Source organism: Oleidesulfovibrio alaskensis DSM 16109, assembly GCF_000482745.1.
In the GTDB taxonomy this organism is placed as follows: Bacteria; Desulfobacterota; Desulfovibrionia; order Desulfovibrionales; family Desulfovibrionaceae; genus Oleidesulfovibrio; species Oleidesulfovibrio alaskensis.
In genome coordinates this window covers 1-1,240 of sequence record NZ_AXWQ01000030.1, presented here as the reverse complement: position 1 = coordinate 1,240, position 1,240 = coordinate 1, and the positions used below count along the sequence as shown (strand labels likewise).

General features: G+C 52.8%; 1 rRNA gene. It reads right to left on the bottom strand.

Going from position 1 to position 1,240, the window contains the following annotated elements:
- Nucleotides 1-1,240: ribosomal RNA gene (locus H586_RS0111890) — 23S ribosomal RNA — on the bottom strand; the annotation flags it as partial.

Here is a 1,240-nt window from a genome sequence, read left to right as displayed (position 1 = left end):
AGGAAGACGGATTTGCCTGTCTTCCAAGCCTACACACTTGCACCGGCTAATCCAACAGCCGGCTGGCCTACCTTTCTGCGTCCCTCCATCGCGCGATCACACAGGTACGGGAATATTAACCCGTTTCCCATCGACTACGGCTTTCGCCCTCGCCTTAGGGGCCGACTAACTCCGGGCAGATTACCTTTACCCGGAAAACCTTGGGTTTACGGCGAACAGGTTTCTCACCTGTTTTATCGTTACTTATGTCAGCATAATCACTTCTCTACAGTCCAGCTGGCCTTACGGCGCACCTTCGACCCATAGAGAACGCTCCCCTACCGCTCGTCAAAGACGAGCCCGAAGCTTCGGTACCATGCTTAGCCCCGTTACATTTTCGGCGCAGGATCTCTAGACCAGTGAGCTATTACGCTTTCTTTAAAGGATGGCTGCTTCTAAGCCAACCTCCTGGCTGTCTAGGAAATCCCACCACCTTTGCCACTGAGCATGGATTTGGAGACCTTAGCTGTCGGTCTGGGCTGTTTCCCTTTCGACTACGGACCTTCGCACCCGCAGTCTGACTCCCAGGGTAGATCTTACGGCATTCGGAGTTTGATAGGGTTTGGTAAGCTGGTAGGCCCCCTAGCCCTGTCAGTGCTCTACCTCCGTAAGACAATCCCTGAGGCTATACCTCAATATATTTCGGGGAGAACCAGCTATCACCGAGTTTGATTGGCCTTTCACCCCTATCCACAAGTCATCCAAATCATTTTCAGCTGATACTGGTTCGGTCCTCCACCAAGTTTCACCTTGGCTTCAACCTGCTCATGGATAGATCACTCGGTTTCGGGTCTACTCCGCTGTACTTGTCGCCCTGTTCAGACTCGCTTTCGCTACGGCTACACTTGCGCTTAACCTTGCACAGCAGAATAACTCGCTGACTCATTATGCAAAAGGCACGCGGTCACATCTTAAAGATGCTCCCACAGCTTGTAGGCAACTGGTTTCAGGTTCTATTGCACTCCCCTAACAGGGGTTCTTTTCACCTTTCCCTCACGGTACTGGTTCACTATCGGTCGCCAGAGAGTACTTAGCCTTGGAAGATGGTCCTCCCGGATTCCCACGAGGTTTCACGTGCCTCGCGGTACTCAGGTGCCTTCCGAGCCGTGTTCCGTTTCAGGTACGGGGCTTTCACCCTCTATGGCCAGGCTTCCCAGCCTGTTCCCCTGCGTACTTACGGATCTCTTATGAAGGTCCTACA